The following is a 24,634-nucleotide window of genomic DNA, read 5'->3' on the forward strand; positions in this document are numbered from 1 at the left end:
AGCTATGTCTGGACTTTTTTTTTGAGAAAAATATTGTTTAAAACAAACATAAAACACGATAAAATCAGTTTACGCGTGATTATACTTGTATATAAAAGTAACTTTATCTAAGTTTGTCCCCTTGGATTGAAAATTACATGGCAAATCACACAATTTCAAAAGCATTCAATTTCGTTTTTACATACCCCATTTGGCGGATAGAAATCGATGCGGAGAATAAATTGATCGCTATAGAGACAAGAAATCCAGATGATACCTTTCCCTATTTTAATGTCATCACTTTTGAAGGAACTTACGTATTACAAGACTTCAAGGCAATAGCCAAAGAGTGGGTCCTAGCAGGAATTCAATGCAAAAAATTAATACTTAAAAAGATTGCCAATAATTCACCTATTGACGCAGGCATACAGGTAATCGATTGCTACAATCCGCAGCTTCAAGAAACCTGGTTCAACTACATATTCATCGGTATGGTTGATCAAGGCGTGCTTATTAGACCAAAAGTAATAGCAGAAGGCTTCCAATTATTTTTGAACCTCCAATCGATGTCGATTGAAAGCAAAAATGAAATTTTCTTTAAACCTTATGCTAGCGAGCTCGTCTATCCTATTATCTACAATGGTGAAATACCCCTTTTTTTGAAGGATTTCCCAATTGATGGTGAAATCTGGATAAATACAGTAAATGATTACTTTATTTGGGCTTTCTATGAAAAAGACAGAAACAATTGTTATCAAATCAGGCTAGTGCAATCCACAAGAGAAACATTGACAGAGTCTATTATTGCAGTTTCCAAGCTGGAACTAAAGCTCTTCAACATTTATTTTCTTATTCACGAACAAATATTCCTTTTGACAGATAATAAACGGGAGTTTGTTTCGTATTTAGTATAATTGCAAAATATATGAAAGTTTTATTCGAATTAAAGACATATAAAAAGATAGCTATTCTATCCATCGCGATATTAGCTGTTCAACAAGTTGAAGCAAAAAACTCAACTTCTTTACGCGCTGATTTTATCCCTGATTCAGTAGGAACAGAAGCAATCAATGGTGAGGAATACGTGCTGTTCAAAATTGAAAAAGGAGATAATTATTACCAGTTAAGTAAAAAGTATAAAACGACGGTAGGCCAATTGACCCAAATAAACGGTAATGGAACATTAAGCCTGGGTCAAATTGTTAAGATTCCAACAGGTCGAAAAGCGAAGTCAACAGTAAACAATGACCGTGGAAATACGACAGTGCAAAATCCGCGTAATCCGCAGCAGCAAGAAGGTTTCACGGAATATATCGTTGGTGAGAAAGAGACACTTTATGCCATATCTAAAAGGTTCAGTATTTCTGTTGAAGACATCAAAAAAGCAAATAACTTAAAAAATAATGTTATTGGCGGTGGAATGAAACTCATGATCCCCAATCAGCCCCTGCCTCCTGAACGGCCAAAATTAGTTGAACCTAAAGGAATCGAAATTATAAGCCCCGATTCTACTGACGGTGATGATAAAGAAGAAAATCAAATTTCAACAAACCGCTACGGAATACGTGAAAAGTCCGAACGTGGTATTGGCGTCTGGATTGATGGGCTATCATCTCAAGGTACAAGCAACCTCGCTCTTCATAAGTCAGCTCCAGTAGGTACTATTTTAAAAATTACTAACCCAATGACCAAAAGTGTGACTTATGCAAAAGTGGTCGGTAAATTTAATGATAATGCCGAAAACCAAAATGCAATTGTCGTGTTGTCAAAGTCTGCCGCCGCGAGCATAGGCGCACTTGATAAACGCTTCCAGGTTGAAATTGCGTATGGATTACCTCTAGAAAATTAACAGAATAAAATAGCTTTTATAGCATAGTAAGAATGAATAACAAACCGTATGTCATAGGAATTGCCGGAAGTAGTGGTTCTGGGAAGACTTTTTTTTTAAATAGCTTTTTAAAACATTTTAACCCACATGAGGTGACCTTAATTTCCCAAGATGATTATTACATCCCTGCCAATACTAAAACTCAGGAGGAAAACAGGCTCTATAACTTCGATATTCCGACATCAATCGACAGAGATGCTTTTTATAAAGATATCAAGGCTCTCTTTAACGGTGAGACAATATATAAGGAAGAGTATACATTTAACAACCCTTCATTAACACCCAAAATATTAGAGATTAAACCGGCACCTATTTTAATTATTGAAGGTCTATTCATTTTCTATTATACAGAGATAAATAATTTAATCAATCATAAGATATTTTTAAGCGCTGATCAGGATATCGCGTTAAGACGACGCTTACACCGCGATTTGGTCGAACGGGGATACTTTGAAGATGATGTCATGTACAAATGGGTAAACCATGTTCTACCCTCCTACAACGAGTACCTACTGCCGTATCAGGACACTTGCGATCAGGTCATATTTAACAATACCGATGAACCAGAGCCAATCTGGGAAATCACCAACCAAATTTCTGAAGAGCTAAAATTAAAGCTCAATTTGGTATAAAATTAAAACAATCTAGAAAGGAGAATCTCGTAAACAGATTCTCCTTTCTATTTAAAGTACTTGATTTATTGATATCAAGATTTTAAATACCTATCTTTGCGCCACGAAACAAATCCATCATAATGAACCATCCTGTAAAGATTAAAAATGCATTGGTTTCAGTCTATTATAAAGACGGCCTCGCTCCTTTAGTTGAATTATTAAACAAATACGGTGTTACCTTCTATTCCACTGGTGGAACAGAAACATTTATCAAAGATTTAGGTATAGATGTTGTTCCAGTTGAAGACCTCACCAGCTACCCTTCTATTTTAGGAGGCCGTGTAAAAACATTGCATCCAAAAGTATTTGGCGGTATCTTGGCGCGCCGCCCGCTTGAGTCGGATCAACAACAGCTTGCTCAGTATGAAATACCTGAGATCGATTTGGTTATTGTGGATTTGTATCCTTTTGAAGAAACTGTTGCTTCCGGTGCATCGGAACAAGATATTATCGAGAAAATAGATATCGGTGGAATTTCATTGATACGCGCTGCCGCTAAAAACTTTAACGATGTGGTTATTATCTCTTCCAAAAATGATTACAAAGAATTGGAAGAAATACTAGCAAACCAAGAAGGTAATACGTCGTTGGAACAACGTAAAGAATTTGCTAAACGTGCATTCAATACATCCTCGCATTACGATACGGCAATCTTCAACTATTTCAATCAAGAAAATCCGCTTCAGGTTTTTAAACAATCTGAGCAAAAAGCGCAGGTGTTGCGCTATGGTGAAAACCCGCACCAAAAAGGTATTTTCTTCGGCGACTTAGATAAGATGTTTGACAAATTGAACGGTAAAGAGCTATCTTACAACAATTTGGTTGACGTTGATGCTGCCGTTGCTTTGATTGATGAGTTCACAGAGCCTACATTCGCGATCTTAAAACACACAAATGCTTGTGGAGTTGCCTCACGGTCAACAATCAAACAAGCTTGGTTAGATGCTTTAGCATGTGATCCTGTTTCAGCTTTCGGTGGAGTCTTAATAACGAATGGTCAAGTTGATGCTGCAACAGCTGAAGAGATTAATAAATTATTCTTCGAAGTGTTGATTGCACCTTCTTATTCTGAAGAAGCGATCAATATACTTACCGCAAAGAAAAACAGAATTATTTTGGTTCGTAAAGAGGTTACATTACCTGGCCAACAGTTCAAAACTTTATTGAACGGCGTCATTCTTCAAGATAAAGACAATACGATTGAAGGACCTGAACAAATGGTTACGGTAACACAAGTAGAGCCAACTGCAGAACAACTGGAGGATCTTTATTTTGCGAACAAAATTGTAAAACACACCAAGTCAAATACAATCGTATTTGCTAAAAATGGTACTTTGTTGGCTTCAGGCGTAGGGCAAACGTCTCGAGTAGATGCATTGAAACAAGCTATTGAGAAGGCAATTTCTTTCGGTTTTGACCTTAAAGGCTGTGCAATGGCATCTGATGCCTTCTTCCCTTTCCCTGATTGTGTGGAGATTGCTTCGGAAGCTGGAATAGCAACCGTGTTACAACCTGGTGGTTCAATTAAAGATCAATTATCAATTGATATGGCCAATGAAAAAGGAATTTCCATGGTGACAACAGGTGTTAGACACTTTAAGCACTAATTGAACTTCAATAATAAATAAAAAAAGCTACTTTAGAAAAGTAGCTTTTTTTATTTATCTCGTTTCGACAGGAAACTTTGAACGCTTGTACTGTTCCATCTCAGCGCTGAGTTTGCGAATCGCATAACCCACAATGGCCACATCATCGATCCACCCGCCCACGAGAATAAAATCGGGAATTGCATCAATTGGCGAAACCACATAAAGTATCGTTCCAATAATAATCGATAAATTCCATTTGTCCATTTTATACTTCCCCGTAATGGTGTCCTTACACATCGCAATTAATACGTTGAAGTCGTCCATATAGCCTCCTAGATTCCTCGCTTTTGCCTCCGCCTGTACAAATTCAGATTCCGTAATTTTACGATGCCTAAACTGCTCAAACATTCCCTTCGCAATTCTTTTGATTCTATTGTTCATACTTCAAAATTAGGATTACTAGTTTAACAATCCAAATCCTCGCGCTAAACCAAACACGAACCAGAATCAGAATGCGCAGCGGACATAACCAAATCCCTCCCCTCACACCGACTAAATTTTGCCTAGAAACCCTTATTGATCCGCTGCCGGTCCAACCAACTACTCTATATATTCATTTACAACGGTCATCGGAATAAAAAACGAGGTCTGAATATGGATTTTTATTATTTTTACAAATCGCTGTAGCAAAGTGTCAGTCATCTCCGTATAATAGACAACACAAGCGCAATGTGAGTCACAAAAACAAATTTTAATATTACACGGTTATGAAAAACTATAGATTATTTAATTTTATTGCTATTGCTTTAGCGGCATTCTTTTTAACAAGCTGTCTAAAAGATAACGATGACCAGCCAATTCCTGCCGCATTGCTTACCATGGTTAATGGATACACGGATGCCAATGCAGTTATATATTTTGCAGACGGCGGCCCGCTTCAAAACCCTAATTATCCATTGGGATTCAAGAGTTATGCTCAAATTGGGCTATTTACAGGAGCACGTAGAATTGCAGTCTCCGCTGAATATAACACGAAATTAACGGATACAACTGTAACAATCAAAGATAGCACCATCTATACATCCTTTTTATTTGGAACTAAAGCCAAACCCGTACAGGTGATCACAACAGATCGAATCAATAAAGACATCAAAAATACAGAGTCTGGTTTACGCTTCTTTAATCTTGCTGAAGGTACAGATTTAGTTACCCTGAAAATAGGCGATCAGGCTTCCCCCTCAGAATGGACCAATAGAGCACAAGAAACACAAAATTCAGCAAGTGCCCATCAGGGATTTATTGCTCAAAAGAGTGGCACATTCACTGTCACCGCTCGTGATAAAGCCGGAAAAACTATCGCAACACGTAGCGACATTAAATTGGTTGAAGGTTATTATTATTCATTAATACTCATAGGCAAGGCTAATGATGAAAAGAAACCTTTATATATTGGTCTAGTAGCCCAAGCCGCAAATTAAAATACCCATATCTATATACTATATAACAACGGCCGTCATGTAAACATGATGGCCGTTGTTTCTCATTTTATATCATATCGTAGATCTTAATGATTCTCTTTAGGTGCTACTTTAGTAATCACATAAATATCTTCATTATCTTTTTTCATCTTATACTTCTCACGTGCAATACGTTGTACTTCCTGCGGATTTGATCGAATATCGTTTATTGTTTTAATGATAGCCGCATTTTCCTTAAGGTAGAAGGAGCGTTCACTTTCCAAATTCGCTTTCTGCTTTTGATAACTATACTGCGTGGCAAAGTCATTTCGATCAAAAAACAACATCCACACGAGAAAAGCCAAAGCGGCTAACAAATACTTATTTCTTATTAAGGACCACAATCGTTGCATAAGACAAAATTACTATTTACCTTTTATACTTCGGATATTTTCTTCAAAACTTGAACATCTTTAATTAAAGATATGGAATAATATGCTCGAATTCATCATATACCTAGAATAATCTTATCTTTAACAGTTCAAAAACGATCATTTGAATGAAATATCCATGGTTAAGACTAAACGCAGTTTTAACGAAAAAAAGATATCTCATAAGATCATAAAGAATAAAATCATTGACATATGAAATACTATCTTATTGCAGGTGAAACTTCAGGAGACTTACATGGTGCCAATCTTATTAAAGAATTAAAAATTGAAGACCCCGATGCGACTTTCCAAATCGTAGGGGGCAATCTCATGCAAGCAGAGGCGGGAAAAAAAGCGTTGATACATACTTCAGAAATGGCCTTTATGGGCTTTATAGAGGTTTTAAAAAATCTGCCCAAGATATCTAGGAATCTCAAACTTGTTAAAAATGATCTATTGAAAGAAAAACCGGATACCGTCATTCTTATAGATTTCCCTGGCTTCAATTTGGAAATTGCTGATTTTGCAAAAAAAAATGGCATCAAAACATGTTATTATATTTCCCCTAAAGTGTGGGCCTGGAATCAAGGCCGCGTAAAGAAAATCAAACGGATTGTCGACCATATGTTTTGTATTCTGCCTTTTGAGGTAGATTTTTATAAAAAGTGGCGCATGCCCGTTGATTACGTTGGAAACCCGCTGTTGGATGCGATTTCAGCCTATCAATTCAACCCAAAGTTCAGGGAGCAGCATGGATTTTCAGAAAAACCCTTGATCGCCCTTTTACCCGGAAGCCGCGAAATGGAAATTGCCAACCTCCTTCCCATCATGGCCGAACTTCCATTTTTCTTTCCTGTACATCAATTTGTCATTGCCGGTGCGCCTAATTTTGATGAAGCCTACTACAAGCAATTTTTTAAAGGTATTGATATTCCCGTAATCTTCAATCAAACCTACGACATTCTCCATAACGCAGAAGCCGCAGTCGTAACGAGTGGAACGGCTACACTCGAAACAGGTATCTTGAAAGTACCTCAGGTTGTCGTTTATAAAGCTAACCCAATATCGGTATGGATTGCCAAATTAGTCATCAAGGTTAAATTTATCTCACTAGTCAATCTAATTAACAATTTCTTATCAGTACGGGAATTGATTCAAGACGAATGCACGGCATACGATATCTCCTATGAAGTAGGTGAACTTATCAATAACAAAGCTCACCGTGCAAGTGTGATGGAAAACTATGATATTTTAGCCGAAAAGCTAGGTTCTCCTGGCGCATCAGAGAAAACGGCCAAATTAATTGTAAAATATCTCGCTAAATTTTAAACTCTTTTACCTTTTATTTGTCAAACTACTAGTTAGTTACAATTAATTAAAAGTTTTATGAAATTTAAATTTATTCTAGGCTTTTTTCTTTGCTTTGCAATGACCTTCACTGGGAAAGCACAAGAAACACAACATATTTCTAAACTGGAAATTGGCAAAAAAGCGAAAAAAAATATCGATAATAGAGACTCTACTGTTGTCATGCACATCGATACCTTAATCATGAAAGACAATTCTACCCTTTCGTTCTATGGTAAGAAAAATGTCAAGCTAACAATTGGTTATGCTGAAATTGGAAATAAAGCAACCATCTATGGAACAGATGGAAAGAATAATGGTGCAAATTTTGACATCAATGCTAATTTTCAAAAATTAGGTTCTCTTTATATCATTGCAAAGGGAGATGACGCTTTTAATGGCACCAAAACTTTTCCGAATGGTAACGGAGGAAAAATTAAAGTCAATTTAACAACTGGTAGCCTTAAACCTCAGACAACAAATAAAAAAGCGCCTAATTATATTTATGGAGATGTTGCAGCAGGTGGGCGGGCTGTCAATGCAAACACGGACTTGAGAAACATCTATGATCGGATTAAAACCGCTCCCACCGGATTGAGAGGCTTGCCTCAAGGGCAAATTTATTCGGGCAGTGCCGGAACTGAAGGTACATTTGAACTAATTTCAACACAATAACAAAATTCCTTAATCCATAAAAAAGGCGTATTATTCTCTAATACGCCTTTTTTAATGGGCTCATTATTATCTACAGCCTCTTCTTTTAAGCTCATAGGCCAACACCAACCGTGTCATCCGATCGTATCGTGCTATGCCTTCCTGTTGATTGTTGTGCTTGAGGTATTGATTATAAAACAATCCCATCACATCGTCGACCCAACCTGTGTATTGACTCCAGAAATACCTTTCTTTTTCCATATCGTTCAATACTTTTGCGCTTAATCTTCCCTTGTAATCTTTTCCTAAATCAGGATACATAACCTGCAGTTCACGTAACATATACAGTGTGGTCTGTAGATAAGCCGAATATCGGTAAAAGATCTGTGGATGTCGCTGTAAGCGAGCAAAAGCGATAAAATTCGCCTCGTCTTCAAAACCAATTCCCTGTTGATGCGCAAGTTCATGCACTGTAGTAAAAGGTAAAAAGGTTACCGGCATGGCTTTATTAACATGCGCTTCATGAGTGAACGGATTAAAATAACCTGAGACACCAAAAAAAGAAACTATCCTGCTATTTATGGGTGATTTTGCCCTAATTTGACCTCTTGACAGGAAATCTGCAAAAGCCGTATCCTGTTGTACCCATGTATTCAAATCCCTTTGAATAGTTTCTTTATGCTCTTCCCATTCGGATGGATCCACATGTTCCCGCAGATTATTTGTACTGTCCAAAAACCCATTCAAAACCACGAGATAATCCGCTAACTTTAAGCTATCAACTTTCAAATTGGCATTTATACTGATTGGTTCACGATAGTAATTCATACCCCATGATAGGTAAAAGAAAAAATAGAGACCTAATACCAAATTGATCATAGTCAAAACCGAACGAAAAGAACTTTTCCATCTTCCTTTCCATAAATTTCCGATTAATTTAGCAATTGAATAGAGTAGAAATGCAACGACTAGGACATAAAATAGATCACCTAAACTAAAGGGAACATACCCAAAAATAAATCTTGGCACATGACTATAGGAACGGTAAAACCCGCGTGCATAAAACGCCTCAATCCATTGGCTATGTTGCTCAACCAAGGAGAAAATAAAAATTCCAATCAGAAGTAATACTACCGTGAAAACAGCTATTTTATCGCGTTTCTCCATTCAAATAAGCTATAAAACGATTAACTTTCGTTCTCAAAATAGACCTTGTAATAATTCATGCCTTTATCCTCATCGTACCCCTTCTCAAGATATTCACGTTTGCCATGAACATAGATATGAAAATTCTTATCCAGCTTTAAAACAGACTTATAAGAAGATTCCATTTTTTTCACCGCTTTATCTGCTATTTCAAAACTTGCCTGAAATGGGGAGTCAAATTCGTTTTCAAAACCAGCTTTAAAGTCCTGAAATAAAGCAATAGCCTGCGGATTGCCCAGTACTTCCTCCTCAAATTCTTCTTGGACAAAAGTTTCTTTTTCCTTAAAGTAATTCATGGATTTGTTCATCAAATCAATTTTGTCCGCTTTCTCCAGTTCAAATGTCTCATCTAGTTTTTCCTGAACAAAGTTCTTATAGACTTTTAGATAATTCCCTGTTTGATTGAAGTTATCGTTACGCACGCGCAGCTGTAGAAACTCATCTTTCCAGTATACTGCCTCCTGTTGACGGTTTGTCTGATCGAGAACCAGCACCTTATAACCTTCTTCTTCTTCTACATTGATAATAATACAGCCTTTGTCCAGTTTATTGATATTGATCGCCTCCTGCTCATATTCCAACATAAAAGCACCTTGCTCCGGATATACTTTCAAATAAGTCTCTTTATTCTCCGATTTGAATATACCAATGGCATCATGTTCTTCCCCTTCGATCTGTACATTCTTTAAGGCAACTACGTACACCTCCCCAGCTTTAATTTTTGGATGGCTGGATACCTCATAAAGGTGTTTTGAAATTTGTTGGGAAAAATCGTGAAATGGAAGCTGCTCCTTAAAATACTGTCTTGCAAAATAGAAAATCTCATTCAGTTCCAGCTCTCCATTCGGATGATATAAGCGATATACCTCATTCACCTTTGCAAAAGGACTCATAAAATACTGCATCAATAGTCCAGGTAACACTTCATCTCGTTCAAGAGATACCGGGGCATCCGACAAAATATAAAATTCATCTTGCGCTTTATTGCCTACACGATGAATGGATAACGCTTCAAAAGTTGCATCTTGGTGAAAAAACATATTTCTTATCTTATAAATTATATAAATCTATTGCTATTCTAAAAGTCTGGCAATGTGCATTGACAATATCTTTAATTTCAGGAGAATAACCTCCCCCCATACTTACCTGAATAGGGATATGGTGTTTATGGCACATATGAAAGACCAATTCATCTCTTCGACGGCAGGTACTGCTGCTTAAATTCAATTTCCCCAGCTTATCTGTTTGTAAAATATCTACTCCAGCCTGATAGAAAACGAAATCAGGCTCAAATTTCCGGAACACATCAACCAAATTTTCTTCCAATAAAGTGAGATATTCCGCATCAGTAACCTGATCTTCCAAGCCGATATCCAAATGGGAACGCTGTTTGACAAAGGGATAGTTTTTCTCGCCATGCATTGAAAAGGTAAACACCTGATTATGCCCCTCAAAAATATGCGCAGTACCATTTCCTTGGTGTACATCCAGATCAATAATAAGGATACGACCTGCATAGTTATGCTTCAACAGGTACCCGGCGGCAGTCGCTTGATCGTTCATCAGACAGAAGCCTTCACCAAAATCATAACCGGCATGATGTGTCCCCCCTGCAATGGTAAAAGCAACACCATACTCAAGTGCATATGCGGCGCTTCGGATCGTCCCATCTAAGATATATCGCTCCCGATCAACAAGGCTTTGACTTAATGGAAAACCTATTCTACGGATCATTTTCGAATCCAAAGTAAGCTCAAACAACTGCTTTACATACACTGGATCATGGACCAAACAGCATGTCTCAAAGCTTGCTAGTTCAGGACTGAAAAAACTTGACTCATCTGCCAGCCCTTCATGTTTTAACTGTAAAGGAATCAACTCGTATTTCAGCATCGGAAATCGATGCCCCTCTTTGACGGGATGGACAAATTCTTGACGAAAAGCTATCTTAAGCACCTTAAAATCTTCTATTACTCATGCGAAGATAAGAAAAAGATCTTTTGGAGTTGTAGGAGAAAAAGGGCATCTTTGAGAAGGAACAAACTGCAAGCCAATGTTACGTTGCTTAACAGCATACTTGTATTCAATCATAAATTTATATTCTTCAAGATAAATGGAAACAACTCATTTGCCCCAATTGTCTGCCATGGAACAACGTGTACTAGGCTCACTAATCGAAAAATCAAAAGTAACCCCAGAATATTATCCAATGACAATCAACAGCTTACAAGCTGCTTGTAATCAAAAGACTTCCCGCAAACCGGTTGTACAATATACAGAAGAAGATATTATCGCTACATTGGATATATTAAAGAAAAAGGGCTTAATCTCGACAGTTGTTGGCGGAGGATCTCGCGTAACAAAGTATAAACACAATTTTGCCATACAATTTCCACTGGTTCCTTCCGAATTAACCATTGTTTGCTTATTACTACTCAGAGGACCAATGACCGCCGGGGAAATTAATTCAAACTCTGGAAGACTTTATGAATTTGAATCATTGGGCGAAATCAATGAACAATTGGAAAAATTGGCACAAGAAGGCTACTTGAAGTCCCTGCCTAAACAAATAGGGCATAAAGAAGTCCGCTATATTCATTTATTAGGAGATATCAACCTGGAAGCGTATGAAAATAGCGTTCCTGCAGGCAGCTCCTCGAACGACCAGACCTCACTCGAACGAATTGGACAATTGGAACAGGAAGTTGCAGCATTGAAACAAAAATTTCAGGATCTCTGGGATGAATTACATTAGTCGCTCATGTCGCAAACAATAGATTCCGAAAACGAAATATCCAAAGCAACCTTGTGGCTGATGACCATCGCCACAGGCTTGGTTGTCGCCAATAATTATTACAATCAACCATTATTGGACCTGATTGCCAAAGACCTACATATTGACGAGGCTACGGTCAGTAATTCGGCCATGTTAACGCAGATCGGATATGCCTTTGGCCTGTTACTGATCGTTCCTTTAGGGGATATGTTTAAAAGAAAAAAAATGATCTTGATCGATTTCTTTTTCATTATTTTTTCTTTGGTAGGTATGGCCATGTCCACTTCTATCCTATCCATATTGCTATTCAGCTTTTTGATAGGTTTCACATCTGTTATTCCGCAGGTTTTTGTGCCCATGGCCGCCGAGCTTGCGAGCAAAGAAAAGCAGGCTTCAGCGATCGGAATGGTCATGTCGGGCCTGCTGATTGGTATATTACTATCTAGGGTTGTAAGCGGGTTTGTCGGCTCCTACTTCGGATGGCGCGAAATGTACTGGATAGCCTCAGCAATTATGGTCATTACAGCCATCACCATAGCATTCAAGCTACCGGAGGTACTGCCTAATTTTAAAGGTTCTTATAAGGAATTGATGCGATCAGTCTGGAACTTTGCCAGGAAACAACCTGTATTACAGTTGGCTGCATTTCGTGGAGCCATGGGATTTGGGGCTTTTTCTGCATTTTTTACAACGCTTGTTTTCCATCTTTCGGCCCCACCTTTTTTTGATGGCCCCGCAACTGCTGGAGCCTTTGGTCTCGTAGGTGCCTGTGGTGCGCTTGCCGCTGCTTTTGTCAATAAACTAACCATTTATATAGGCAAAGCAAAAATCATCTTATATGCGATCTTATTGATGTTATTCAGCTGGTTATTATTTACCCTCTTTGGCTATACCTATTGGGGTCTCATTCTTGGTGTTATTCTCATTGATCTTGGTCTACAGTCGATGCACATCCTAAATCAAAGCGATTTCTATGCGCTGAACCTCGGGGCCAACAACCGACTAAACACCGTATACATGGTCAGTTATTTTATTGGCGGATCAACAGGCACTTTTTTTGCTGCACAAGCATGGCAACACTTCCAATGGCCCGGTGTTATTGTCGTAGGCACATGTTATACGGTATTGTCACTGTTGGCTCATCTATTATTTGATTATAAATTAAGAAAAAACTAATATGAAATTCGGCCAAGTTGAACATCCGGAGGAAATCGATTTTACCCTTCCTCCTACTCCACCGGAAACCTTAACCCTATTACAGCATTTCAAAAACGATCAATCTTTTGAGGTATTTGTAGGCTGTGCAAAATGGAATAAACAAGATTTAAAAGGCTTTTACCCCAGAGGTACAAAAGACGAACTTGCTTATTACTCCACGCAATTTAACAGCATTGAACTCAATGCCACATTCTACAATTCGCCCGGCATAGACCAGGTAGAAACCTGGAAAAAGAAAACACCTTCCAACTTCAAGTTCTTCCCAAAAATCCCACAATCCATCAGCCATTTTAGCAGATTATTAAATACGGGTGATAAAGTGAAGTTGTTTACAGATTCCATTGTTCATTTCGATGAGAAACTGGGAATGGCCTTTTTACAGATGCACGACAATTATAGTCCAAAGGATATGGCCCGTCTAAAACTATTTCTTCATGACTGGCCAAAAGAAGTCCCTCTAGCCTTAGAGGTACGAAATAAAGATTGGTTTTCCAAACCCGAAGTAACAAAAGAACTCTATGCGCTGCTGGAGGAAACCAACGTGACCAACGTACTGGTCGATACCGCAGGCCGTAGAGACATGCTCCATATGCGCTTAACCACACCGACTGCTTTTATACGGTATGTAGGTGCCAACCACGCGTCAGATTACGATCGCCTAGATCAATGGATCGATGTGCTGAAACTATGGCGCGAAAACGGGTTGCAAAAACTGTATTTCTTTATCCACCAGAATATTGAGATAGAATCGCCATTACTGGCAACACATTTTATCAAAAAACTGAATACAACATTCGACTTGGATCTAACCTATCCCAACAAAAACACAGGAAATACATTATTCTAAGACAGGATATCAGTTCCGGTGCTAAAGCCAACTATAGAAAAAATCATTCAGCATATTTTGCCCACAAAAAAAGCCGAAGTAGAAAATACTTCGGCTTTTTATATAAAAAATAAGCTTTCGCTTATTTTTTAGCGTATTTAAAGTTTTTACCGATGAAACGTGCATTACCACCCAATTCCTCCTCAATGCGTAACAATTGGTTGTATTTAGCCATACGATCAGAACGTGAAGCAGAACCAGTTTTAATCTGACCGCAGTTCAGTGCTACAGCTAAGTCAGCGATAGTCGCATCTTCAGTCTCGCCCGAACGGTGTGACATCACAGAAGTGTAACCAGAATTTTGAGCTAAAGTAACCGCATTGATTGTTTCAGTCAATGAACCAATTTGGTTTACTTTCACTAAAATTGAGTTTGCTGTATGAGTATCGATTCCTTGTTGAAGACGTTTTGTATTGGTAACAAAAAGATCATCACCTACTAATTGAACATGGTCACCGATTTTGTCAGTCAATGTTTTCCAACCAGCCCAATCATCTTCAGCCATACCATCTTCTATAGAAATAATAGGGTATTTAGCTGTTAATTCAGCCAAATAGCTTGCTTGCTCTTCGCTAGAACGCACAGCTCCTTTATCACCTTCAAATTTAGTATAATCGTATTTACCATCTTTGTAGAACTCAGAAGAAGCACAATCCAACGCTAAACAAACATCTTGACCAGGTTTGTAACCGGCAATTTCAATCGCTTTCAAAACTGTTTCGATAGCATCCTCAGTACCTTCAAAAGTTGGCGCGAAACCACCTTCATCACCTACTGCAGTTGAAAGACCTCTGTCATGTAAGATTTTTTTCAACGTATGGAAAACCTCAGTACCCCAACGCAAAGCCTCAGAGAATGAAGGCGCACCCACAGGCATGATCATAAATTCCTGAAATGCGATAGGTGCATCAGAGTGTGAACCACCATTGATGATATTCATCATAGGAATAGGTAACGTGTTCGCATTTACACCACCGATATAACGGTATAATGGTTGACGTGACTCTTGTGCAGCAGCTTTCGCTACAGCTAAAGAAACTCCTAAAATAGCATTTGCGCCTAAGTTTCCTTTATTTTCGCTACCGTCTAAATCAATCATGATTTTATCGATGGCATTTTGCTCGAAAACATCTACACCTTCTAGCGCTTTTGCAATTTTAGTGTTTACATTCTCAACAGCTTTCAAAACACCTTTTCCTAGATATTTTGACTTGTCACCATCACGTAATTCTACTGCTTCGTGAATACCAGTTGAAGCACCTGAAGGAACAGCTGCACGACCAACAAAACCATTTTGTGTAGTAACATCTACCTCAATTGTAGGGTTACCGCGCGAATCCAAAATTTGACGCGCATGAACATCGATAATTAAACTCATCTCTTTATTAGACTATAATTTATTTTCATTACTTAGTGTAGATAAGACACACTCTTATCTACAGACATTTTTCACAATCAAATATAATAAAAAATGTATTTATTCCCCTATTTATTATGAAATAAAATATGCTCCATCGGCATAACTGTTCAACTAAAAACAATAAAAAACCCTTCAAAATCTGAAGGGTTTTTTATAGAATATTGTGCAATTTAGTTTTTGATCATTGCTACAAAATCATCAAACAAGTAGCGCGAGTCATGTGGACCCGGTGATGATTCTGGATGATATTGCACCGAAAATGCTTTCTGTCCTTTGATACGGATACCTTCAATAGACTGATCATTCAAATTAACATGTGTAATTTCGACGTTCTCAGAATTTTGGATATCTTCAGCCACAACTCCAAAACCGTGGTTCTGCGACGTAATTTCACAACGGTTGGCGATAATGTTCTTCACGGGGTGGTTGATACCACGGTGTCCATTATGCAACTTGCTTGTGCGGATGCCATTTGCCAATGCTAAAATCTGGTGACCTAAGCAAATACCAAACATCGGTTTATTTGCGTTTAAAATAGCTTTTACAGTCTCGATAGCATAATCCATCGGTGCCGGATCGCCAGGACCATTGGAAATGAAATAACCATCCGGATTCCACTGCTCCATTTCTTCAAATGTTGTCTTCGCAGGAAAAACCTTTGTATATACATCACGAGCCTCAAAATTGCGCAAGATATTTTTCTTGATTCCCAAATCCAAAACTGCAACACGCAACGAAGCATTTTCATTACCGAAGAAATAAGGCTCAGCTGTCGTTACTGTCGAAGACAATTCAAGACCATCCATTGAAGGAACCTCCGCCAATTGACGTTTTAATTCTTCAACATCCAATGTTTCTGAAGAAATAATCGCATTCATCGCCCCCTTATCACGAATATGGCGCACTAATGAACGGGTATCCACATCAGAAATACCAACTAAATTTCCTTCCTCAAAGTAGCTTTGGATCGATTCATCAGCCATTTTGCGGCTGTAGTTGATGTTATAGTTTTTACAAACTAATCCAGCAATCTGAATTTGATTTGATTCGGTATCATCCGCATCAATACCATAGTTACCTATATGCGCATTGGTCGTTACCATGATTTGTCCAAAATAAGATGGATCTGTAAAAATCTCTTGATAACCAGTTGTTCCTGTATTAAAACAGATCTCCCCAGTAGTCGTACCAATTTTACCAGCGGCTTTACCGTGATAAACTGTACCATCTTCTAAAACTAAAATTGCAGGCAATTTGCTGTAGTTGGTCATTATCGATGTAATATTATAAAAATGTGTATCCTTACTTTTATGAATTTTAAAGCCTTCTTGACTGGATATAAAAAAAGCCCTCAAATGGGCTAAATATCAATTAACAATGCATCATTACGATTGACAAACCGTTTCCTAAGGCACCTACCAGTAAAGACTCTACTTTAATTTTCACGGGAGACAAAGTTACGACATATCACTTATAAAGTGAAAACATTTTTTATTTTTTTATCCTTCCATTGATTGGACTTCCCGAAACCGAATAAAGTCCCTCAAAATCAGCACAGTCAATAATGGGACAAGCATATAAATCAGCGGGTTTTCTAACCAAGCTTCTTGCCATTCCATCCGCAGCAAGGCGATAAAGGCTCTTGTTAACCCACAACCGGGACAATCAGAACCACTGATACTCTTCCAAAGACAGGGAATAAGGATATGGATATCTGTAAGAAGATACAAGCCAATGGCAATCCCGAAATACCCTAGCACCAACGAATATATCCAATGACATTTAAGGTATTTCAGGACGAGCGAAATCATTAATTATTGTTAATTGGACTCTTGATATAATTACCGTTGGCATCTTTATATTTTCCGACAATAATCATAATCAAATCGATTAGATACCAGATACCACATCCCCCCAAGGTAAGCAGCTGAATAACAGCAGTACCAATTTGCCCCAAGTAGAATCGATGCGCTCCAAAAGGGCCGAGAAAAAAACAAAATAACAGTGCTGGTAACCACCTGTCATCCTGAAAGGTGTTGTTTTGCTGTTGAAAAGGTTGGTTAGCATAAAAAATAGGCTGTCTCACACCACAAAATGGGCACACCTCCGCCTTGATATTGATTAACTTACCGCACTCTACACAATACTTTTCGTCTTCTGTTTTCATTTAGATTTAGTTTGGCGATGGAACTGAAAAACAGTCGTCCATCAGGGATTAAATAATAGGTTGAAATTAATAAAAAAACTTAAAAAACATACATTTTTTGGAGCACAATGCTGTGCGCTAGTTCATCTTCCCGTTAAAATGACCTATTACTATAGAACAGCGATCTTTTTGCTTCGTAATCGCAGCTTTTTTCTTTTAATTTTTAGTTGCAGAAAATTAGAAATACGGAGGAATCAAATTCGTCTTTTTAACAGTGCTTGTTCAGTGTTCGTTCAGTGTTTGTTCAGTGCTTGCTCAGTGAAGACTGAATAAACAGTGAATAAATACTGACTAAAAACTGATTGAAAATTGGGATTAGGGATAAGTTGGTGGCTGAATGAGTCAGTTGTAATGCGTTTCTTAAATCAGCCAGTTGCCGTTACCACTAAAACTGGGGGCAATGAAAGTTTAAGGATAGAAATTCGTAATTAACATAAACAGAAAAGGCGCCCCACGGTGTGGGGCGCCTTTTCTGTTTATGTATTTAAACTTAAGAGTTGATTGCTTTCCAGATCATATCTTTCAATGGCAATATATTTTTACCGGTCACCGACGAAATGAAAATATAGGGTACATTTTCCGGCAGCTCCAGCTCCATTTCCTTCTCCAGTTCCTCATCGAGCATATCAGACTTGGTAATAGCCAGCAATTTAGGTTTATCTGCCAACTCGGGATTATATGCAGTCAGTTCATTCAATAGAATGGCGTACTCCTCCCGGATTGTCCGATCTGTATCGGCCGGCACCATAAACAACAAAACAGAATTTCGTTCGATATGCCGCAAGAAACGATACCCTAATCCCTTTCCTTCCGAAGCCCCTTCGATAATACCCGGAATATCGGCCATAACAAAAGAACGGTTATCCCGGTAGCTCACCATACCCAAATTAGGCACCAGTGTTGTAAAGGGGTAATTCGCGATTTCTGGTTTCGCAGCAGAGACCACGGACAACAACGTTGATTTACCTGCATTCGGGAATCCAACCAATCCAACATCAGCAAGAACCTTCAATTCGAGAATCATCCACTGCTCTTTCCCCGGAAGACCAGGTTGCGAAAACCGTGGTGTCTGTTGTGTCGGCGACTTAAAATGCCAATTGCCCAGCCCGCCTTTTCCACCCGGAACCAATATTCTGGTTTCACCGTCTTCTGTGATATCGAACAATACATCTCCCGTCTCCGCATCCTTTGCAATCGTACCCAGTGGCACTTCCAAGATCTCATCACGTCCGGTTGCCCCGGTACGCAAAGAACTACCGCCAGACTCACCGTTTGACGCGATAATATGTTTACGATATTTTAAATGGAGTAACGTCCAGAGATTAGTCGTTCCTTTCAGTATAATATGTCCGCCACGACCGCCGTCACCACCATCGGGTCCACCAGTAGCGGTGTGCTTGTCACGGTGCAAATGAGCCGAACCTGCCCCACCATGTCCAGAACGACAACACACTTTCACATAATCAACAAAATTCGAACCTTGCGCCATTACAATTTATTACAGTCTAGAAAATACTTATCTTAATTAATAATTATCGATGATATCAGTCAAACTTTTAAAGATAGAATCGATATCGCCGATACCATTCACTTTAGAAAGCTTGCCTTGTGCCTCGTAATACGGCAACACATGAATCGTCTTTGTGAAATATTCATCGATACGCTTCACCAATTTATCCGCATCATCATCCGCACGACCAGAAATTTCCTTACGTTTAGCGATGCGTGCTTTCAATTCATCCTCATTCACATCCAGTGCGATTACGACCGAGATTGATGTATTGATACCTTCTAAAAAAGCATCCAATGCTTCAGCTTGAGCAACAGTACGAGGAAATCCATCAAAAATAAATCCTTTTGCATCCGGATTTTTCTTTACTTCCTCTTCCAGCATTGCTATCGTAATCGAATCTGGCACTAAATTTCCCTCAGCAATAATCTGGCTCACTTGTTGACCAAGTGGCGTTTGACCTTTAATGTGTGCTCTAAAAATATCACCAGTTGAAACATGAACCAATTGATATTTTTCAATAAGCTTTGCAGATTGGGTTCCCTTACCTGCACCCGGAGGGCCAAATATTACAAGGTTTAGCATAGTTTTATTTAAGAAATTAAAACGAGTTAAAAAATAAAAGCCTAATCACAGATGATGACTAGGCTTTTCAGTTGTGCGCTCCAAGGGAGTCGAACCCCTAACCTTCTGATCCGTAGTCAGATGCTCTATCCAATTGAGCTAGGAGCGCAATAAACCATTACGTTTAGAACTCTGTCCCATGTGTTTTGGTGACGCAAATATAGTCAGAATTCGTTTTTTTACAAATTTTTTTTCAAAAAGAAGTTCCCTTTACCATCGACAGCTTTGCAACAACGTTACTAAAAACAAAAAAGCCAATCAAATTGACTGGCTTTTCTTTGTGCACTCCAAGGGAGTCGAACCCCTAACCTTCTGATTCGTAGTCAGATGCTCTATCCAATTGAGCTAGGAGCGCTAGGCAACCAAAACAAATCTGTTATCCTTTTCCGTTTTGGTGATGCAAATATCGTTATATTTATCGATTTAACAAACATTTTTTCTCTTTTTTAAACTTTATACAACAACATTTCTTTTATCTCGTTGATAATATTATATTTAAAATATCAACTTTTTTTTTCAGACACGGACAAATGTTAGCATTCATGAGCAAAAGAGAATTAAAACTCAGTAAAATTCGCATCGGAGATATCAGTATCTCCTATTATATTCGCCCTAGCAAATTATACCCCGCTCCAAAAACAGTCATTTTCATCCATGGTTTTCCCTTCAACAAAAACACGTGGAAACAGCAGCTCCTGCAACTCGACGAAGATTATACAGGCATCGCCATTGATGTTCGCGGACATGGACTAAGCACCAATGGACATGGTTTTTTCTCCGTCGATGTTTTTGCCAAAGATCTAGTGGAATTTATTCGTAAACTCGACCTCAATCATGTCGTCCTTTGTGGAATTTCTATGGGCGGCTACATTGCACTCAGGACCTATGAACTGATCGGCCAACAACTCAAAGGACTTATCCTCTGTGACACGAATTCCCTTTCCGACGACAACAAAAGCAAACAAAAGCGTTTTGATTCCATTCAGGCGCTATTAAAATATGGCAGAAGACCGTTTGCCATTGGCTTTATCGCGAATGTATTTCACGATAAAACAATCCGTGAAAACCCCGAAGCTGTTGAACTCATCAAAAGCTGTATTCGCAGAAATGAAGTCGCCAGCATTTGTGCGACACAACTTGCTCTTGCTTCACGAACAGATACAACCCATTCGTTGAAGACCATTATTATCCCAACACTGATTATAAAAGGGAAACACGACAAGATGATGAGCGAAGAACAAACAAATATTCTTATCGAAAATATACCCGACGTCCGCTATATGGAGTTTGAAGAATCCGGGCACTTGCCGAATCTCGAGGAACCCGAAAAATTCAATGCCGTGCTAAATGATTTCCTGCGAAATATACCATTGTAACCATCACTTTGGTCGCCAAGTGCAACATCGGATATAAAAAACAACAAAAAAAGCCACGTCAGTGGCTTTTATTTCTTTCTTTCATTCAGATTTCGCTCTACAATACTAGAACGAAAAATCATCTTTTGACCGAACACCCGCTTCTTCAGCGTATGCATCATCAAAGTTAGGCTCATAACGTTTCTCGATTACTTCCTGATTAGACTTGATGTAATTAACTACATCTGTCAAACCCTCAGCGAACTTTTCAAAATCTTCTTTATATAAGAAAATCTTATGCTTAATAAACTGGCCATCCTCAAAGCGTTTCTTGCTTTCTGTGATAGTAATGTAGTAATCGTTCGATCGAGTTGCTTTTACATCAAAAAAATAAGTACGCTTACCTGCTCTCACCTTTTTTGAAAAAACTTCTTCACGTTCTTTGTTTTCAAAATCTCCCATTGGTTGTTATTTAAGTTTAAAGTAATCTTAATCTTTGATAAATATATAATAATTCATTTTAATACACCAAATAATATTAAAAAAAAAGACAATTACGCATAAAAATGGCAGTTCCCCTTCCTAACATAGGCTAGATAAAAATTAAACAACAAGATTTTTTACCGACGAAATCATTACATTTACCGAAAATATAAGTTGTATTACCTAAAGCAAATATGTAGAATATATTTGTGCCTCTATCTTTGAGTCATAAATAGTAAAAACATTATGGAAAAAGAACCCATCATACCAAACAGCAATAATAGCCGCAATATTGTAGGAGCGATTGTGATCATCGTAGGTATATTCTTATTATTGAATAACCTCAATTTAGGAAGCTGGTTTCCGGATTGGTTATTTGGCTGGCAAACGATATTAATCATTATTGGATTGGTCATTGGCATAAATTCCCAATTTCAGAAAAAATCGGCAATTATCCTATTGATCATAGGCGGAGCGAGCCTTATTTCAAGAATGATGCGTACAGACTTTGGTTCTGTAACGGTCCCTATCATCATCATTTCGCTCGGGATCTACTTTATCATGAGCAAAAGGAAACCGCCGATGGTTCCCCCAACTTACCCTAATCCGCCACAAGGCTCTTACGACTGGGATAAGCGAGTCAGTGTACCTGTAGAGGGCGCAACTGAGAGCAACATTACGGATCAGGAATCAAGACCATTTAATGAACAATACGGTTCAAGCCAACAAGCCTCGCCTAATCAGCAGGCTTTTGGCGACAAAGAGAAAGGTTCCTTTCACCAGTCATTTGAGGACAACCTCAATCTGAACAGCATCTTTGCGGGCCAAAAGAAAGTCATTTATTCCAAAAACTTTAGAGGGGGCAATTTGACCAATGTATTTGGAAGCGTAGAGCTAGATTTAACGAAAGCAGATATTCAGCAGCCAATTGTGATCGATACGTTCCAATTGTTTGGCAGCGCACGTATAATTATCCCCCCACATTGGACAGTATTTAGTAACGTCGCCTCGGTCTTAGGCTCTGTCGATGACCGTCGGTTCCAAACGATTTATAACCCCGATACAGATAAAAAAATCTATATAACAGGCACCTGTATTTTAGGTAATTTAACCATAAAAAATGCTTAATAGATGAAAAGCAAGCTGTTCCTCAGTGTTAAAAGTCGACTAATTGGCATTATCTGTGTATCCGTATTTATCGGATATCTTGCATTACAATACCTATTGATGCTTCGTTCTGGATTTGATCAGCAACTTGCATTCAAGGATTCATTTATAAACAGTATGGTGATGATGTTTTGCTGCTATGGCATGTCATCAGCACTCAATTTCTACACCCCACAACCCCGGGAGATTTGGAAAGTACTCATCATCGGTTTAATCATGGGCGCAATAAGCATCGCATTAAGCCGATTCTTGATGAGTTACTTTATCCAATCGACCTTTACCCCATTGCTGGACTTAACATTACCTTATCGGGGCATCGTTAACTTCCTCATTTTGACTTCTGTTGCCATTATCAACATTGTCTGGAATATTCAGGAAGACAATATTAACAATATCAAACGGAAGCAGGAATCCGAAAATTTACTTCGGGAAGCCGAACTGTATAATCTAAGACAACAGTTACAGCCTCATTTCCTTTTCAATAGCCTCAACTCCATTATAGCACTTATTGGCGCCAATCCGGATGAAGCCCGAAACATGACGTTCCAGCTATCGGACTTTTTAAGAGGAACACTAAGAAAAGAAAATAATCAAATTATCACACTTGAAGAAGAACTCGATCACCTTCAACTTTATCTCGATATTGAAAAAGTACGCTTCGGTCATCGACTCAATACATCCATCTCTTCTTCAGAAGAAATTTTTAACAATAGATTGCCTGCCATGATTATTCAGCCACTGGTGGAGAATGCGATTAAACACGGGTTATATAATGTAACGGATCAAGTAGAAATTAAAATAAAATGCCATTCGAATGATGGCCAACTGCTGATCCAGATTACCAACCCATTCGATACCGAAGAACAGTCAAAACCAAAAAAAGGCACTGGATTTGGACTATCGAGTATTCAACGCAGATTATATCTCCTTTATGGAAGAAATGATCTACTGGAAACTCAAATTCAGGACAACATATTTATTAGCACTCTAAAAATACCTCAATATGATTAAAGTCGTAATTATCGATGATGAACCCCTTGCACGCTCCATTATTGCGGGTTACCTAAAAAATGAAGCCGATATATCCATTGTGGCGGAATGTGGTGATGGCTTTGAAGCTGTTAAGGCTATCCATACGCACGAACCGGATTTAATTTTTCTGGACGTACAAATGCCCAAATTGACCGGATTTGAAATGCTTGAACTCGTTGACGACCCTCCGGCGGTCATCTTTACGACCGCTTTTGACGAATACGCCTTGAAAGCTTTCGAAAAGAACGCCTTGGATTACCTATTAAAACCAGTATCACCAACACGTTTCAAAAAAGCCTTAGAAAAATTCAGGGCAAGCTACTCCGCACCTGAGAAAAAAGTTCAACCCAACTACGAAGTGCTTACAGCGCAGGACGAAACAAAAATCGACCGTATTGTTGTCAAAACAGGCACCCAGATCAAGATTATTCCGATTGATACCGTCAAATACCTGGAGTCTTATGACGACTATGTTAAAATTCATACCAAAGATGGCATGTACCTGAAAAATAAAACAATGGCATTTTTTGAAAAATCTTTGGATCCGAATCAATTTGTCCGTATACACCGATCTTTTATCATTAAAGTGGATCAGTTGGCCAAATTGGAACCTTATGAAAAGGATTCGTATATTGCTGCACTGACATCAGGCGAAAAGCTCAATATCAGTAAATCAGGCTATGCCCGATTAAAACAATTGATTGGAATTTAAACATTCCGTAGATTTGTGCC

Annotated in this window: 26 protein-coding genes and 2 tRNA genes; 14 read left to right on the forward strand and 14 right to left on the reverse strand. The window is 38.5% G+C overall.

Going from position 1 to position 24,634, the window contains the following annotated elements; all coding sequences use genetic code 11:
- Positions 1-137: 137 nt before the first annotated feature.
- The 4 genes from B3P16_RS04955 to purH all read left to right on the forward strand — a co-directional run bounded on the left by B3P16_RS04955 (position 138) and on the right by purH (position 4,148).
- The gene (locus B3P16_RS04955) at positions 138-893 is read left to right on the forward strand and encodes a hypothetical protein (RefSeq protein WP_286841606.1); all 756 of its coding nucleotides are present in this window, start codon (positions 138-140) and stop codon (positions 891-893) included.
- A gap of 11 nt (positions 894-904) precedes the next feature.
- A complete protein-coding gene (locus tag B3P16_RS04960; protein ID WP_286841608.1) occupies positions 905-1,828 on the forward strand; it encodes a LysM peptidoglycan-binding domain-containing protein in 924 nt (307 codons plus the stop codon).
- 32 nt (positions 1,829-1,860) lie between these two features.
- Positions 1,861-2,499 carry a uridine kinase family protein gene (locus tag B3P16_RS04965; RefSeq protein ID WP_046675464.1) on the forward strand — a complete coding sequence of 213 codons (639 nt, stop codon included), beginning with the start codon at positions 1,861-1,863 and terminating at the stop codon, positions 2,497-2,499.
- 122 nt (positions 2,500-2,621) lie between these two features.
- Positions 2,622-4,148 carry a bifunctional phosphoribosylaminoimidazolecarboxamide formyltransferase/IMP cyclohydrolase gene (gene purH / locus B3P16_RS04970; RefSeq protein ID WP_286841610.1) on the forward strand — a complete coding sequence of 509 codons (1,527 nt, stop codon included), beginning with the start codon at positions 2,622-2,624 and terminating at the stop codon, positions 4,146-4,148.
- Between the two features lie 54 nt (positions 4,149-4,202).
- On the opposite strand, the gene B3P16_RS04975 is transcribed toward purH, so the two are convergent.
- Complete coding sequence (locus B3P16_RS04975) at positions 4,203-4,571, reverse strand: YkvA family protein (protein ID WP_053003880.1); 369 nt, start codon at positions 4,569-4,571, stop codon at positions 4,203-4,205.
- A 326-nt stretch (positions 4,572-4,897) separates the two neighbouring features.
- On the opposite strand from B3P16_RS04975, the gene B3P16_RS04980 reads away from it, so the two are divergent.
- Positions 4,898-5,608, forward strand: a complete 711-nt coding sequence (locus B3P16_RS04980; RefSeq protein WP_070567787.1) for a DUF4397 domain-containing protein — start codon at positions 4,898-4,900, stop codon at positions 5,606-5,608.
- A gap of 86 nt (positions 5,609-5,694) precedes the next feature.
- On the opposite strand, the gene B3P16_RS04985 is transcribed toward B3P16_RS04980, so the two are convergent.
- Positions 5,695-6,000: an FtsB family cell division protein gene (locus B3P16_RS04985; protein WP_070567789.1), complete on the reverse strand. Its 306-nt coding sequence runs from the start codon at positions 5,998-6,000 to the stop codon at positions 5,695-5,697.
- Positions 6,001-6,231: 231 nt separating this feature from the next.
- Here B3P16_RS04985 and lpxB point away from each other — a divergent pair, with 231 nt between their 5' ends.
- Both lpxB and B3P16_RS04995 read left to right on the forward strand, forming a co-directional pair.
- The gene (lpxB, locus tag B3P16_RS04990; protein WP_286841612.1) at positions 6,232-7,347 is read left to right on the forward strand and encodes a lipid-A-disaccharide synthase; all 1,116 of its coding nucleotides are present in this window, start codon (positions 6,232-6,234) and stop codon (positions 7,345-7,347) included.
- A 57-nt stretch (positions 7,348-7,404) separates the two neighbouring features.
- Positions 7,405-8,040 (forward strand): hypothetical protein, encoded by a 636-nt coding sequence (locus B3P16_RS04995; RefSeq protein ID WP_046675459.1) that lies wholly within the window; start codon positions 7,405-7,407, stop codon positions 8,038-8,040.
- Between the two features lie 66 nt (positions 8,041-8,106).
- On the opposite strand, the gene B3P16_RS05000 is transcribed toward B3P16_RS04995, so the two are convergent.
- From B3P16_RS05000 to B3P16_RS05010, 3 genes are read right to left on the reverse strand one after another with little or no spacing between them, the layout of a single operon-like run.
- The gene (locus B3P16_RS05000; protein WP_286841614.1) at positions 8,107-9,186 is read right to left on the reverse strand and encodes a DUF3810 domain-containing protein; all 1,080 of its coding nucleotides are present in this window, start codon (positions 9,184-9,186) and stop codon (positions 8,107-8,109) included.
- 20 nt (positions 9,187-9,206) lie between these two features.
- Positions 9,207-10,265 (reverse strand): nucleoid-associated protein, encoded by a 1,059-nt coding sequence (locus tag B3P16_RS05005; protein WP_286841616.1) that lies wholly within the window; start codon positions 10,263-10,265, stop codon positions 9,207-9,209.
- A 10-nt stretch (positions 10,266-10,275) separates the two neighbouring features.
- Positions 10,276-11,181, reverse strand: a complete 906-nt coding sequence (locus tag B3P16_RS05010) for a histone deacetylase family protein (RefSeq protein WP_070567797.1) — start codon at positions 11,179-11,181, stop codon at positions 10,276-10,278.
- Positions 11,182-11,338: 157 nt separating this feature from the next.
- Between B3P16_RS05010 and B3P16_RS05015 the strand changes: the two genes are divergently transcribed.
- From B3P16_RS05015 to B3P16_RS05025, 3 genes are read left to right on the forward strand one after another with little or no spacing between them, the layout of a single operon-like run.
- Complete coding sequence (locus B3P16_RS05015) at positions 11,339-11,980, forward strand: YceH family protein (RefSeq protein WP_286841618.1); 642 nt, start codon at positions 11,339-11,341, stop codon at positions 11,978-11,980.
- 6 nt (positions 11,981-11,986) lie between these two features.
- The gene (locus B3P16_RS05020) at positions 11,987-13,177 is read left to right on the forward strand and encodes an MFS transporter (RefSeq protein WP_286841620.1); all 1,191 of its coding nucleotides are present in this window, start codon (positions 11,987-11,989) and stop codon (positions 13,175-13,177) included.
- A gap of 1 nt (position 13,178) precedes the next feature.
- Complete coding sequence (locus tag B3P16_RS05025; protein WP_070567803.1) at positions 13,179-14,066, forward strand: DUF72 domain-containing protein; 888 nt, start codon at positions 13,179-13,181, stop codon at positions 14,064-14,066.
- 121 nt (positions 14,067-14,187) lie between these two features.
- On the opposite strand, the gene eno is transcribed toward B3P16_RS05025, so the two are convergent.
- From eno to B3P16_RS05065, 8 genes are all read right to left on the reverse strand, one after another.
- Entirely contained in the window at positions 14,188-15,483 is a 1,296-nt protein-coding gene (eno, locus tag B3P16_RS05030) for a phosphopyruvate hydratase (protein WP_046675452.1), read from the reverse strand.
- 212 nt (positions 15,484-15,695) lie between these two features.
- Positions 15,696-16,796: a glutamine-hydrolyzing carbamoyl-phosphate synthase small subunit gene (gene carA / locus B3P16_RS05035; protein WP_286841621.1), complete on the reverse strand. Its 1,101-nt coding sequence runs from the start codon at positions 16,794-16,796 to the stop codon at positions 15,696-15,698.
- A 228-nt stretch (positions 16,797-17,024) separates the two neighbouring features.
- Positions 17,025-17,336 carry a DUF2752 domain-containing protein gene (locus B3P16_RS05040; protein WP_286841623.1) on the reverse strand — a complete coding sequence of 104 codons (312 nt, stop codon included), beginning with the start codon at positions 17,334-17,336 and terminating at the stop codon, positions 17,025-17,027.
- Positions 17,336-17,692, reverse strand: coding sequence for a TM2 domain-containing protein (locus tag B3P16_RS05045; protein ID WP_046675450.1), 357 nt, complete (start codon positions 17,690-17,692; stop codon positions 17,336-17,338). The genes B3P16_RS05040 and B3P16_RS05045 overlap by 1 nt, the downstream gene beginning before the upstream one ends.
- 529 nt (positions 17,693-18,221) lie before the next feature.
- A complete protein-coding gene (obgE, locus tag B3P16_RS05050; RefSeq protein ID WP_286841625.1) occupies positions 18,222-19,220 on the reverse strand; it encodes a GTPase ObgE in 999 nt (332 codons plus the stop codon).
- A 36-nt stretch (positions 19,221-19,256) separates the two neighbouring features.
- Positions 19,257-19,826 (reverse strand): adenylate kinase, encoded by a 570-nt coding sequence (locus B3P16_RS05055; RefSeq protein ID WP_046675448.1) that lies wholly within the window; start codon positions 19,824-19,826, stop codon positions 19,257-19,259.
- Positions 19,827-19,900: 74 nt separating this feature from the next.
- Positions 19,901-19,974: transfer RNA gene (locus tag B3P16_RS05060), tRNA-Arg, on the reverse strand.
- A gap of 172 nt (positions 19,975-20,146) precedes the next feature.
- Positions 20,147-20,220, reverse strand: a tRNA-Arg gene (locus tag B3P16_RS05065).
- Positions 20,221-20,407: 187 nt separating this feature from the next.
- Between B3P16_RS05065 and B3P16_RS05070 the strand changes: the two genes are divergently transcribed.
- Positions 20,408-21,241 carry an alpha/beta fold hydrolase gene (locus tag B3P16_RS05070; RefSeq protein WP_070567813.1) on the forward strand — a complete coding sequence of 278 codons (834 nt, stop codon included), beginning with the start codon at positions 20,408-20,410 and terminating at the stop codon, positions 21,239-21,241.
- 105 nt (positions 21,242-21,346) lie between these two features.
- Here B3P16_RS05070 and B3P16_RS05075 read toward each other — a convergent pair whose 3' ends face one another.
- Positions 21,347-21,682 (reverse strand): DUF3276 family protein, encoded by a 336-nt coding sequence (locus B3P16_RS05075; protein WP_070567815.1) that lies wholly within the window; start codon positions 21,680-21,682, stop codon positions 21,347-21,349.
- 267 nt (positions 21,683-21,949) lie between these two features.
- Here B3P16_RS05075 and B3P16_RS05080 point away from each other — a divergent pair, with 267 nt between their 5' ends.
- Genes B3P16_RS05080 through B3P16_RS05090 form a run of 3 tightly spaced genes read left to right on the forward strand, consistent with a single transcriptional unit; the run spans position 21,950 to position 24,614 of the window.
- Entirely contained in the window at positions 21,950-22,831 is an 882-nt protein-coding gene (locus B3P16_RS05080) for a LiaF transmembrane domain-containing protein (protein WP_083296035.1), read from the forward strand.
- Between the two features lie 3 nt (positions 22,832-22,834).
- Positions 22,835-23,881 (forward strand): sensor histidine kinase, encoded by a 1,047-nt coding sequence (locus B3P16_RS05085; RefSeq protein WP_070567817.1) that lies wholly within the window; start codon positions 22,835-22,837, stop codon positions 23,879-23,881.
- Complete coding sequence (locus tag B3P16_RS05090; protein WP_070567819.1) at positions 23,874-24,614, forward strand: LytR/AlgR family response regulator transcription factor; 741 nt, start codon at positions 23,874-23,876, stop codon at positions 24,612-24,614. The genes B3P16_RS05085 and B3P16_RS05090 overlap by 8 nt, the downstream gene beginning before the upstream one ends.
- The last annotated feature ends 20 nt before the right edge of the window (positions 24,615-24,634 follow it).

The sequence above is a fragment of the Sphingobacterium sp. UBA7631 genome (assembly GCF_002483935.1).
GTDB lineage: Bacteria > Bacteroidota > Bacteroidia > Sphingobacteriales > Sphingobacteriaceae > Sphingobacterium > Sphingobacterium multivorum.

What these genes read in the sequence shown, in the direction of transcription:
- B3P16_RS04955 (WP_286841606.1), top strand. Translation starts at nt 138, where the DNA reads ATGGCAAATCACACAATTTCAAAAGCATTCAATTTCGTTTTTACATAC.
- B3P16_RS04960 (WP_286841608.1), top strand. Translation starts at nt 905, where the DNA reads ATGAAAGTTTTATTCGAATTAAAGACATATAAAAAGATAGCTATTCTA.
- B3P16_RS04965 (WP_046675464.1), top strand. Translation starts at nt 1,861, where the DNA reads ATGAATAACAAACCGTATGTCATAGGAATTGCCGGAAGTAGTGGTTCT.
- purH (WP_286841610.1), top strand. Translation starts at nt 2,622, where the DNA reads ATGAACCATCCTGTAAAGATTAAAAATGCATTGGTTTCAGTCTATTAT.
- B3P16_RS04975 (WP_053003880.1), bottom strand. Translation starts at nt 4,571, where the DNA reads ATGAACAATAGAATCAAAAGAATTGCGAAGGGAATGTTTGAGCAGTTT.
- B3P16_RS04980 (WP_070567787.1), top strand. Translation starts at nt 4,898, where the DNA reads ATGAAAAACTATAGATTATTTAATTTTATTGCTATTGCTTTAGCGGCA.
- B3P16_RS04985 (WP_070567789.1), bottom strand. Translation starts at nt 6,000, where the DNA reads ATGCAACGATTGTGGTCCTTAATAAGAAATAAGTATTTGTTAGCCGCT.
- lpxB (WP_286841612.1), top strand. Translation starts at nt 6,232, where the DNA reads ATGAAATACTATCTTATTGCAGGTGAAACTTCAGGAGACTTACATGGT.
- B3P16_RS04995 (WP_046675459.1), top strand. Translation starts at nt 7,405, where the DNA reads ATGAAATTTAAATTTATTCTAGGCTTTTTTCTTTGCTTTGCAATGACC.
- B3P16_RS05000 (WP_286841614.1), bottom strand. Translation starts at nt 9,186, where the DNA reads ATGGAGAAACGCGATAAAATAGCTGTTTTCACGGTAGTATTACTTCTG.
- B3P16_RS05005 (WP_286841616.1), bottom strand. Translation starts at nt 10,265, where the DNA reads ATGTTTTTTCACCAAGATGCAACTTTTGAAGCGTTATCCATTCATCGT.
- B3P16_RS05015 (WP_286841618.1), top strand. Translation starts at nt 11,339, where the DNA reads ATGGAAACAACTCATTTGCCCCAATTGTCTGCCATGGAACAACGTGTA.
- B3P16_RS05020 (WP_286841620.1), top strand. Translation starts at nt 11,987, where the DNA reads ATGTCGCAAACAATAGATTCCGAAAACGAAATATCCAAAGCAACCTTG.
- B3P16_RS05025 (WP_070567803.1), top strand. Translation starts at nt 13,179, where the DNA reads ATGAAATTCGGCCAAGTTGAACATCCGGAGGAAATCGATTTTACCCTT.
- eno (WP_046675452.1), bottom strand. Translation starts at nt 15,483, where the DNA reads ATGAGTTTAATTATCGATGTTCATGCGCGTCAAATTTTGGATTCGCGC.
- carA (WP_286841621.1), bottom strand. Translation starts at nt 16,796, where the DNA reads ATGACCAACTACAGCAAATTGCCTGCAATTTTAGTTTTAGAAGATGGT.
- B3P16_RS05040 (WP_286841623.1), bottom strand. Translation starts at nt 17,336, where the DNA reads ATGATTTCGCTCGTCCTGAAATACCTTAAATGTCATTGGATATATTCG.
- B3P16_RS05045 (WP_046675450.1), bottom strand. Translation starts at nt 17,692, where the DNA reads ATGAAAACAGAAGACGAAAAGTATTGTGTAGAGTGCGGTAAGTTAATC.
- obgE (WP_286841625.1), bottom strand. Translation starts at nt 19,220, where the DNA reads ATGGCGCAAGGTTCGAATTTTGTTGATTATGTGAAAGTGTGTTGTCGT.
- B3P16_RS05055 (WP_046675448.1), bottom strand. Translation starts at nt 19,826, where the DNA reads ATGCTAAACCTTGTAATATTTGGCCCTCCGGGTGCAGGTAAGGGAACC.
- B3P16_RS05070 (WP_070567813.1), top strand. Translation starts at nt 20,408, where the DNA reads ATGAGCAAAAGAGAATTAAAACTCAGTAAAATTCGCATCGGAGATATC.
- B3P16_RS05075 (WP_070567815.1), bottom strand. Translation starts at nt 21,682, where the DNA reads ATGGGAGATTTTGAAAACAAAGAACGTGAAGAAGTTTTTTCAAAAAAG.
- B3P16_RS05080 (WP_083296035.1), top strand. Translation starts at nt 21,950, where the DNA reads ATGGAAAAAGAACCCATCATACCAAACAGCAATAATAGCCGCAATATT.
- B3P16_RS05085 (WP_070567817.1), top strand. Translation starts at nt 22,835, where the DNA reads ATGAAAAGCAAGCTGTTCCTCAGTGTTAAAAGTCGACTAATTGGCATT.
- B3P16_RS05090 (WP_070567819.1), top strand. Translation starts at nt 23,874, where the DNA reads ATGATTAAAGTCGTAATTATCGATGATGAACCCCTTGCACGCTCCATT.